Origin of the sequence: Streptomyces sp. NPDC057638, from assembly GCF_042800315.1 — a bacterium.
Lineage (GTDB): Bacteria > Actinomycetota > Actinomycetes > Streptomycetales > Streptomycetaceae > Streptomyces.
This window is the reverse complement of sequence record NZ_JBHVHF010000339.1, coordinates 1-7,670: the sequence shown is the minus strand read 5'-3', so window position 1 is coordinate 7,670 and position 7,670 is coordinate 1. Positions and strand designations below refer to the sequence as shown.

6 protein-coding genes and 2 pseudogenes are annotated in these 7,670 nt (G+C 74.5%); 4 read left to right on the top strand and 4 right to left on the bottom strand.

What is annotated here, in order from left to right:
* Positions 1–520 precede the first annotated feature (520 nt).
* Positions 521–1,687, top strand: coding sequence for a PP2C family protein-serine/threonine phosphatase (locus ACFVIM_RS30185; RefSeq protein ID WP_384307965.1), 1,167 nt, complete (start codon positions 521–523; stop codon positions 1,685–1,687).
* A 3-nt stretch (positions 1,688–1,690) separates the two neighbouring features.
* Here ACFVIM_RS30185 and ACFVIM_RS30180 read toward each other — a convergent pair whose 3' ends face one another.
* On the bottom strand, positions 1,691–2,551 hold the full coding sequence (locus tag ACFVIM_RS30180; RefSeq protein ID WP_384307962.1) for a 3-hydroxybutyryl-CoA dehydrogenase: 861 nt from the start codon (positions 2,549–2,551) through the stop codon (positions 1,691–1,693).
* A gap of 273 nt (positions 2,552–2,824) precedes the next feature.
* Here ACFVIM_RS30180 and ACFVIM_RS30175 point away from each other — a divergent pair, with 273 nt between their 5' ends.
* Positions 2,825–4,063: a glycoside hydrolase family 10 protein gene (locus ACFVIM_RS30175; RefSeq protein ID WP_384307968.1), complete on the top strand. Its 1,239-nt coding sequence runs from the start codon at positions 2,825–2,827 to the stop codon at positions 4,061–4,063.
* 88 nt (positions 4,064–4,151) lie between these two features.
* On the opposite strand, the gene ACFVIM_RS30170 is transcribed toward ACFVIM_RS30175, so the two are convergent.
* Together ACFVIM_RS30170 and ACFVIM_RS30165 are read right to left on the bottom strand one after the other, a co-directional pair.
* Positions 4,152–4,343, bottom strand: coding sequence for a DUF1918 domain-containing protein (locus tag ACFVIM_RS30170; protein ID WP_384307960.1), 192 nt, complete (start codon positions 4,341–4,343; stop codon positions 4,152–4,154).
* Between the two features lie 121 nt (positions 4,344–4,464).
* Entirely contained in the window at positions 4,465–5,556 is a 1,092-nt protein-coding gene (locus ACFVIM_RS30165) for a DMT family transporter (RefSeq protein WP_384307957.1), read from the bottom strand.
* On the opposite strand from ACFVIM_RS30165, the gene ACFVIM_RS30160 reads away from it, so the two are divergent.
* Complete coding sequence (locus ACFVIM_RS30160) at positions 5,555–6,991, top strand: PLP-dependent aminotransferase family protein (protein WP_384307954.1); 1,437 nt, start codon at positions 5,555–5,557, stop codon at positions 6,989–6,991. The two genes, ACFVIM_RS30165 and ACFVIM_RS30160, sit on opposite strands and share 2 nt — an antisense overlap.
* 23 nt (positions 6,992–7,014) lie before the next feature.
* Here the strand turns inward: ACFVIM_RS30160 and ACFVIM_RS30155 are convergent.
* Positions 7,015–7,302: pseudogene (locus tag ACFVIM_RS30155) on the bottom strand (CGNR zinc finger domain-containing protein); the annotation flags it as partial.
* On the opposite strand from ACFVIM_RS30155, the pseudogene ACFVIM_RS30150 reads away from it, so the two are divergent.
* Positions 7,301–7,670: pseudogene (locus ACFVIM_RS30150) on the top strand (MFS transporter); the annotation flags it as partial. The pseudogenes ACFVIM_RS30155 and ACFVIM_RS30150 sit on opposite strands and share 2 nt — an antisense overlap.

The window sequence follows — 7,670 nt, the reverse complement described above, 5'->3', positions numbered from 1 at the left end:
CCCCTCCGGTCCTCGGACCGGAGGGGCCATCCGTCGTTCCGGGGCGCCGGGGGTCCGGCTCGGCTGGGTGCGCCCGGCTCGTACGCGGGGGGCACGCCGGAGCGGGGGCGTGCGACGGCCGGAATACGCCGTACGGCCCCGGCTGTCCACGCGGACGTTCTACGCCGTGCCACCGCCGGTCGGAGCGGTACGGAACAGCCGCCGACCGCTCGCGCAAGGGCGCGGGACGCTCTTGTGCATGTGCCCCCGCCCGGCGTAAAAGCGACTCGCCGTAATCTCACTCGTTCGGGTGAGAAGGGAGGCCGGGATCGTCCCAGGCGCCGACCCGGTGGACAGAATCGACCCCGCCATCCGGCGCCCCTGATGCGCCATCCCGTGCCGAAAGGGGGCCCGAGTGATCCGTATCGGGTCATTACGTCACGTGATCACCGGCCGGTCCGCGAGGGCGGATCCCGCGCGCGGTCCCGGCGCCGACGCGCGGGCGCGCCACCGATCCCTGGTGCGCCGGGGCGCGGACCGGGTGAATCGTTCGCCCGCCGCCCGTGCCACCGTCAAGGCGGCCGCCAAACCCCGGGCCCGGCCCGTGGCGAAGGACCGCCGGGGCCGTCCGGCTGGGGGAGCGGTCCCGCACACCCGAGGTCGCCGCCGATGTCCCCCCATCGCCCGGCTGCGCCGGCTGCTGCCCGTCGGGGTGCCCGCCGTCTGTGGCGCCGCCCTGCTGACCTGGCGGGTCGCGCTGCCGTCCGACCACCCCGAGAGCCTGGGTGAGCGGCTCGTCGCGGGCTTCGTCCTGCTCTCCGTCTCGACCGGGCTCGCCCTCGGCGTCCACCGTCAGATGGGCCGTGAGCTGCGGCGGGTGCGCGCCGTCGCCCACGCGGCCCAGGCGGTGCTGCTGCGCCCCCTGCCGCCGCGTCTCGACGGACTCACCCTCGCCGCCCGGCAGATCGCCGCCGACCGCGCCGCCACCGTCGGCGGGGATCTCTACGAGGCGGTGGCCACCGCGCACGGCGTCCGGGTGGTCATCGGGGATGTCCGGGGGCACGGTCTGCCCGCGCTCGGGGCCGTCGCCACGGTCCTCGGCGCCTTCCGGGAGGCCGCCTACGACGAGCCGGACCTCGGCGGTGTGCTGCGACGGCTGGACCGGGCGCTGCTGCGGCGGCTGCGGGAGCGGACGCGCGCCGCCGGGGCGGACGCCTCGGCGGCGGAGGAGTTCGTGACCGTGCTGCTGATGGAGATAGACCACGGCGGCCGGATCCGGGCGCTCAACTGCGGTCACCCCTGGCCGTACCGGTTCGGGCCGCGGACCCGGCCGATGTCACGGGCCGTGCCGCTGCCCCCGCTCGGACTCTTCCCGCTGCCCGCCGCGCTCCCTCCGTATCCCTGCGGACGGCTGCTGCCGGGGGAGTCGCTGCTGCTGCACACCGACGGGGTCACCGAGGCACGGGACGCCTCCGGGGCCTTCTTCGCGCTGGAGCCCGCGCTCGCCCACAGCGCCTCCGGTTCGCCGGAGAGCGTGGTGGCCCGGGTCTCCTCGGCGCTGCTGCGGCACACCTCCGGGCGGCTCTCCGACGATGTGGCGCTGGTGGCGCTCCGCAATGACCGGGTACGGGTGGGGACGGGACGGCGCCGGCCGCCGCGCCCCCACCCCGAGTCCTGGCCCCAGGGACGGTCGGGCGCCCCGCTGTAGGGCTCAGTCGTACGGGTAGAAGCCCGAGCCGGACTTACGGCCGAGGCGGCCCGCGTCCACCATCCGCTGGAGCAGCGGGGGAGCGGCGTACAGCGGCTCCTTGAACTCGGCGTACATCGAGTCCGCCACCGACGCGACCGTGTCCAGGCCGATCAGATCGGCCAGCTTCAGCGGGCCCATCGGATGGGCACAGCCCAGCTCCATCCCGTTGTCGATGTCCTCGCGGCTGGCGATCCCCGACTCGAACATCCGGATCGCGGAGAGGAGATACGGGATGAGCAGGGCGTTCACCACGAAGCCCGAACGGTCCTGGGCGCGGATCGGGTGCTTGCCGAGCACCTGCTGGACCATGGCCTCCGAGCGCTTGATGGTCTCCTCGGAGGTGGTGAGCGCGGGGATCAGCTCGACCAGCTTCTGCACCGGGGCCGGGTTGAAGAAGTGGATCCCGATGACCTGGTCCGGCCGGGAGGTGGCGACCGCCAGCTTCACCAGCGGGATGGAGGAGGTGTTGGAGGCGAGGATCGCGTCCTGACGCGTCACGACCTGGTCGAGGACCTGGAAGATCTCGGTTTTGACCTGCTCGTTCTCCACCACGGCCTCGATGACGAGATCACGGTCGGCGAACTCGCCGAGGTCGGTGGTGAAGCTGAGCCGGGCCAGGGTGGCGTCCCGCTCCCCTTCCGTGATCTTGCCCCGCTCGGCCGCCTTCGCCAGCGAGTTGTACAGCCGTGTCCGGCCGATCTCCAGGGCCTCGCCAGTGGTCTCGGCGACCTTCACCTCCAGGCCGCTGCGGGCGCACACCTCCGCGATGCCCGCGCCCATCTGGCCACAGCCCACCACTCCGACGCGTGCAATGTCGGCCATTGAGTCCGTCACCTCATGCCTTTCGCTGGTCCTGTGCTGCTCTTGAGCTGCCTGTGGCGGGATGGTCACGCGTGGTGTGCCCGGATCCGCCCGACCCCCGACGGTACCCGGCGGGTGGGTGTCGGCGGCCGTCAGGGGCGGGCATGCTGGGCGAGCGGACGACGGGAGACGGGGTGACGCATGGCGAAGAACACCGGCATCGGCGGACTCGGCGGGATCGGCGGGATCGGCGAAAGCGCGGCAGAAGGGCGCGGGATCGGGCGGAGGGGCATCATGGCCGGGGCCGCCGGGGTCGCGGCCGGGCTGGTCACGGCCGGTGACGCGGTCGCGGCGCGGCCGGCCCGGCCGGTGCCCTCGCCGGGCGCGGGGCGGCACCACGCGAGGGAGCGGGAGTTCCGCGGGATGTGGGCGGCGACCGTCACCAACCGTGACTGGCCCTCCCGGTCCGGACTGACCGCCGCCCAGCAGCGGGCCGAGCTGCTCGCGCTGCTCGACACGGCCGTCGCGCGCAGGCTCAACGCGGTCGTCCTCCAGGTCAGGCCGACGGCGGACGCCTTCTGGCCCTCACCGCACGAGCCGTGGTCGCAGTATCTGACCGGGACCCAGGGGCGCGACCCGGGCTGGGACCCGCTGGGCACCGCGGTCACCGAGGCCCACCGGCGCGGCCTCGAACTGCACGCCTGGTTCAATCCGTACCGGATCGCCACCCATACCGACCCCTCCCGGCTGGTCGCCGGGCACCCGGCGCGACGCCACCCGGAGTGGGTCCTCCCGTATGGCGGGAAGCTCTACTACAACCCGGGGATCCCCGAGGTCCGCGCCTTCGTCCAGGACGCGATGATGGACGCGGTACGGGGGTACGACATCGATGCCGTCCACTTCGACGACTACTTCTACCCCTATCCCGTGGCCGGGCAGGTCTTCGACGACGAGGCGACCTACCGGCGCTATGGCGCGGGCTTCGCCACCAAGGCCGCCTGGCGGCGGGAGAACATCGATCTGCTGGTGCGGGAGATGGCCGGGCGGATCGCGGCCGAGGCACCGGGGGTGCGCTTCGGGATCAGCCCCTTCGCCGTCTGGCGCAACCGCGCCACCGATCCGCTCGGCTCGGACACCCGGGCCGGGGTGCAGACCTATGACGACCTCCACGCCGACACCCGCCGCTGGGTGAAGGAGGGCTGGATCGACCATGTGGTGCCCCAGGTCTACTGGCACATCGGCTTCGCCGCCGCCGACTACGCCAAGCTGCTGCCCTGGTGGAGCGAGGTGGTCCGGGGCACCGGCGTCACCCTGTACATCGGCGAGGCCCTGTACAAGGCGGGCGACCCGGCGCAGCCCGCGCCCTGGCAGGACCCGGCGGAGCTCTCCCGGCATCTGACGCTGGCCCGGACCCATCCGGAGGTGCGGGGGCACTGCTTCTTCTCCGCCAAGGAGGTGGGGGCGGACCGCAACGGCGCGATGGCACGGGTCGTCGCCGACCACTACCAGCCGCGGGCGCGGCCGCCGCGCTGAGCGGCGCGGCGCTCACGGTCCTCATCCAGCACGCGCTACCGCGCGCCCGGGGCCTGTTCGCGGGTCCCGGGCGCCTGGGTTGCGAGGTTCAGACGGTTTCGTGTGGCCGGACGACGGTGTCGGGGCCCGGGGACATCACCGTCTCGTGCCCGTCCTCGAAGCGGACGCGGTACGGGGGAGTGCCGTCAGGCCCCAGCACGGTGACGATTTCGGCGACCCGGTCGTGCTGGCCGACGACCCTGCCGTGCACCAGCAGCTTGTCGCCCACGGTGGCATGCATGGGAGCACCTCCTCCACGGATGGTCCGTCTGTTTGATTTTAGTCGTTATCTCCCTTCAGGGCGCCTTTGTGGCCGTCGCTGTACGCGTGGTTCGGAGGAGGCCGGGTGAGGGCTCCCGCGGTCAGCTGCGGGCGCGCTGGGTGACCGCGATACAGACCAGGACGCCCGCCGCCGCCAGGGGCGCGGCCGGGGCGAGCCGTTCCCCGAGCAGCGCCACCGACCAGACCAGCGTCAGCAGCGGCTGCGCGAGCTGGAGCTGGCTGGCGCGGGCGATACCGATGGCGGCCATGCCCCGGTACCAGACGTACAGCCCCAGGAAGGTGGAGACCGCCGCGACCCAGACCAGACCCGTCACGCCCCGGGCCGTCAGCTCCACCGGCTCGATGGAGAGCGCCACCGCCGCGCCCGTCAGCGACAGCGGCAGACACAGCAGCAGCGCCCAGCCGATCACCTGCCACCCGGGCATGTGCGCGGCCAGCCGTCCGCCCTCGGTGTAGCCGACGGCGCAGACCAGCAGTGCGCCGAAGAGGTAGAGATCGCCCCGCTGGAGGGAGCCGCCGCTCTCGGCGACGGTGAAGCCGAGGACCACGGCCGCCCCGGCCACCGCCGCGCCCCAGAAGGTACGCGAGGGGCGCCGACCGGTCCGCAGCGCCGCGAAGAGCGCGGTGGTCAGCGGCAGCAGTCCCACCACCACGGCGGCGTGGGAGGTGCTGGAGCTCTGGAGGGCGAGCGTCGTCAGCAGCGGGAAGCCGATGACCACCCCGCAGCCGACAGCCACGAGCGGGCCCCAGTGGCGGCGGTCGGGCAGCGGTACCCGCCGTGCCAGCAGGAAGCCGCCCGCGATGAGCGCGGCGAGCACGCTCCGCAGCGCCACCAGGGACCAGGGGCCGAAGGAGTCCAGGCCCCAGACGGTGGAGGGGAAGGTGAGGGAGAAGGCGAGGACGCCCAGCGCGGCGAGCAGGGTGCCGCCGCGGGCGGCCGGGGGCGTGGCGGTGGGCGGTGGGGTCGCTGCGGGTGAGGCGGCTGGGGCGGGTGTGGCTGGGGGGTCGGTGGGCGAGCCGGACGCGGTCGGGTGCGCGGCAGTCTCCGTGACCGTCGTGGACCGGTCCGTCGTGCACCGGTCCGCCGTGGAGGTCTTCGCCATCGCGGTGGCGGTCGGACGGCCGCTGACCGCTATCGAGACCTGCGCAGTAGCGCTATCCTGAGCTTTCATGCACCAGCGTAGCAGCGTGGCCGAACTGGCGGATTCCCTGCGAGAAGAGCTGAACCGCTACTCTCCAGGTGGAAAGCTGCCATCGAGTCGAGCCCTGGTGGAGCGCTACCGGGTCTCCCCGGTCACCGTCTCCCGGGCCCTCGCCCAGCTCACCGCCGAGGGGCTGGTCATCACCCGCCCCGGCGCCGGGGCCTTCCGGGCCCACCCGCGCACGGGCGCCGGGCCCGTGGGCGACACCCGCTGGCAGGAGGTCACCCTCAGCGCGGACCCCGTCGGTGAACCCCTGCCCCGTACCGTCGACGCCTCCGGGGTGCTGGTGACGCTGGCCGCGCCACCGCCCGGCGTGATCGAGTTCAACGGCGGCTATCTCCACCCCCAGCTCCAGCCGGAGCGGGCCATGGCCGCCGCCCTGGCGCGGGCCGGGCGGCGGCCGGGGGCCTGGGGGCGCCCGCCCGTCGAGGGCCTGCCCGAATTGCGCGAGTGGTTCGCCCGTTCCGTCGGAGGGGCGGTCGGCGCCGCGGACGTCCTGGTCACGGCCGGGGGACAGACCGCGCTCACCACCGCCCTGCGGGCCCTCGCCCCGCCCGGCGCGCCCGTCCTGGTCGAGTCACCGACCTACCCCGGGCTGCTCGCCATCGCCCGCGCCGCCGGGGTGCGGCCGGTGCCGGTGCCGCTGGACGGGGACGGGGTCCGCCCCGAACTGCTCGCCGCCGCCTTCCGTGCCACCGGCGCCAAGGTCTTCGTCTGCCAGCCGCTCTTCCAGAACCCCACCGGGACCGTGCTCGCCGCCGAGCGCCGCCCCGAGGTGCTGCGGATCGCCCGGGAGGCCGGGGCCTTCGTCATCGAGGACGACTTCGCGCGCCGACTGGTCCACGAGGACGCCGGACCACCGCCCCGGCCGCTCGCCGCCGACGACCCGGATGGTGTGGTCGTCCATGTCAGCTCGCTGACCAAGGTCACCTCGCCGAGTCTGCGGGTGGGGGTGCTGGCGGCGCGCGGGCCCGTGCTGGAACGGCTGCGGGCCATCCAGGTGGTGGACACCTTCTTCGTCCCCCGGCCGTTGCAGGAGGCGGCGCTCGAACTGGTCGGGTCGCCCGCGTGGAACCGTCATCTGCGCCGGGTGGCGGGCGAGCTGACGGCCCGCCGGGACACGCTGGTGACGGCGGTGCGCACCGGGCTGCCGGAGCTGGAGCTCGCCCATGTGCCGTCCGGGGGGTACCACCTGTGGCTGCGGCTGCCCGACGGCGCCGACGAGTCCGCGCTGCTCGCCGCCGCGCTGCGGGCGGGGGTCGCGCTGGCGCCCGGCCGTCCCTACTACTGTGCCGAGCCGCCGGGCGGCCATGTCCGGCTCAGCTTCGCCGGGGTGGCGGGCCTGCCGGAGATCGTGGAGGGCGCGCGCCGACTGCGGGCCGCCGTCGACGAGGCGCTGGGCTGAGTGCCGCCGACGCTCCCCGCCTCTCACATCTCTCCCGCCTCACTCGTGTTCGCTGTCTCCTCCGCCGCCTGCCGACGGCGGTGGGCGGCGACACGCTCGCGGGTGGCGCACCGCCGGGCGCAGTAGCGGCGGTCCTGGCCGCCGCCCAGAGTGAGGAAGACCCGGCCGCAGCGGGCGGAGGCGCAGACACCACCCGGTGGCTTCTGCCGGTCCCAGAGCAGCACGGTCAGCGCCAGGCAGGACGACGCGAGCAGCCACTCACCCCAGGGCGCGTCGTCGGAACCGTCGAGGTGCGGATGCCCGGAGCGTGTGCTCGGCGCCGCCCCCCTCGTCCTCGCCGTCGCACTGGCGCTCGCCGCCACCACCCACCCCGTGGCACTCGTCCTCGCCGTGGTCCTGGCCGGTGCCGTCGAAGGCCCCCAGCTGACCGCCCTGTTCGCGGTACGTCACCGGGAGGCCCCGCGCCGGCTGCGCGCCCAGGTCTTCACCACCGGCGCCAGTCTCAAGCTCACCGGGTTCGCGCTCGGGGCCGCCCTCGCGGGCCCCCTTCTGGCGGTCTCCCTGCCGCTGGCCCTGCTGACGGCGGCGGGCATCCATCTGGCGGCGGCGCTCTGGTTCGCCCTCTGGCCGCCGCGCGGACCCGGCACCGGGGGAGCTGTGTCCGGACCCGGGTCCGGGG

Excerpts from the sequence above, each read along its gene's own strand:
- ACFVIM_RS30180 (WP_384307962.1), bottom strand. The coding sequence starts at position 2,551 with ATGGCCGACATTGCACGCGTCGGAGTGGTGGGCTGTGGCCAGATGGGC.
- ACFVIM_RS30175 (WP_384307968.1), top strand. The coding sequence starts at position 2,825 with ATGGCCGGGGCCGCCGGGGTCGCGGCCGGGCTGGTCACGGCCGGTGAC.
- ACFVIM_RS30170 (WP_384307960.1), bottom strand. The coding sequence starts at position 4,343 with ATGCATGCCACCGTGGGCGACAAGCTGCTGGTGCACGGCAGGGTCGTC.
- ACFVIM_RS30160 (WP_384307954.1), top strand. The coding sequence starts at position 5,555 with ATGCACCAGCGTAGCAGCGTGGCCGAACTGGCGGATTCCCTGCGAGAA.
- ACFVIM_RS30165 (WP_384307957.1), bottom strand. The coding sequence starts at position 5,556 with ATGAAAGCTCAGGATAGCGCTACTGCGCAGGTCTCGATAGCGGTCAGC.